The following is a 1112-nucleotide window of genomic DNA, read 5'->3' as shown; positions in this document are numbered from 1 at the left end:
CTCGAGGGTCGGGACGATGAACTTGATGACGATGAACATGAGCAGGGCGAAGCCCACCACGACGACGAGGATCTCCCACGGGTTGGGGATCAGGGGGTTGGCCCCCTCAGCCGCCGCGAGGATCAGTCCGTTGCTGATCATGTTTCAACCATCCTTCGGTCAAGAGTCCTGTGGAGATGGAGCACCGACGGTCTCACCGTGCGGGCGCTCCGTGGACGCGGCGCGTCAGGCGCCGATGACGAAGGCGAAGACGAGGCCCAGGATGGCGAGGGCCTCGGCGAGCGCGAAGCCCAGGAGGGCGATCGGCTGCAGGATGCGCTGGGCCTCCGGCTGACGGGCGACGCCGTTGATGTAGGCGGCGAAGATCAGGCCCACGCCGATGGCGGAGCCGATGGCGGCGAGGCCGTAGCCGATCATGTTGAGCGAACCGTGCAGTTCCATGGTGTTCCTTTCACGAGGCCGAGGTGTCCGGCCGGGTTGTGGAGGGGCGGCCTCCCGGGTGGTCCTCCTGCGGAGGGCCGGGAAGACTGGTGGCGGGCTCTCCCGCCGTACCGCGGCCGCCTGGGTCATGCCCGAGGCGGCCCCGGAAGATCAGTGGTCGTTCGCGTCGATCGCGCCCTGGATGTAGATGGCGGTCAGCAGCGTGAAGACGAAGGCCTGCAGGTACATGATCAGCAGCTCGAGGAAGTACAGGGCCACCGAGCCGAGGATGACCAGGATGCCGGTGCCCTGCAGGGCCAGGCTGTCGGTCTGCGTGATCAGGTAGGCGGCGCCGGCGCCGGCGAGCATCACGATCATGTGGCCGGAGAGCATGGTGGCCATCAGACGCAGGGAGTGGGTCAGCGGGCGCACGATGAAGTTGGAGATGATCTCCAGCGGCACGAGCAGCGGCAGGATCCAGCCGGGCACACCCGAGGGCACGACGGCCAACTTCAGGTAGCGCACGCCGTGTCGCTTGATGCCGACGCCGATCCAGATCGCGTAGACGATGAGGGCCAGGCCGTAGGCGGCGCCCGCGTGGGAGAAGGTCGGCAGCTGCAGAACCGGGATGGCGCCGAACAGGTTGTTCAGCAGCACGAAGAAGAAGATGGCGAAGAGCAGCGGGACCCACT

General features: G+C 67.0%; 2 protein-coding genes. Both read right to left on the bottom strand.

The features are described 5' to 3' along the window. Nucleotides 1–225: 225 nt before the first annotated feature. A complete protein-coding gene (locus AB0N07_RS51775; protein ID WP_002857264.1) occupies nt 226–441 on the bottom strand; it encodes an ATP synthase subunit C in 216 nt (71 codons plus the stop codon). Between the two features lie 150 nt (nt 442–591). Next, nucleotides 592–1112: F0F1 ATP synthase subunit A (atpB, locus tag AB0N07_RS51770; protein WP_365848046.1), on the bottom strand; the 521-nt coding region annotated here is incomplete at its 5' end.

Origin of the sequence: Streptomyces sp. NPDC051172 (genome assembly GCF_040682555.1) — a bacterium.
Taxonomy (GTDB): Bacteria; Actinomycetota; Actinomycetes; order Streptomycetales; family Streptomycetaceae; genus Streptomyces.
Note: the sequence above shows the minus strand (reverse complement) of the source record. Positions and strands in the feature narration are given on the sequence as shown.

Excerpts from the sequence above, each read along its gene's own strand:
- AB0N07_RS51775 (WP_002857264.1), bottom strand. The coding sequence starts at position 441 with ATGGAACTGCACGGTTCGCTCAACATGATCGGCTACGGCCTCGCCGCC.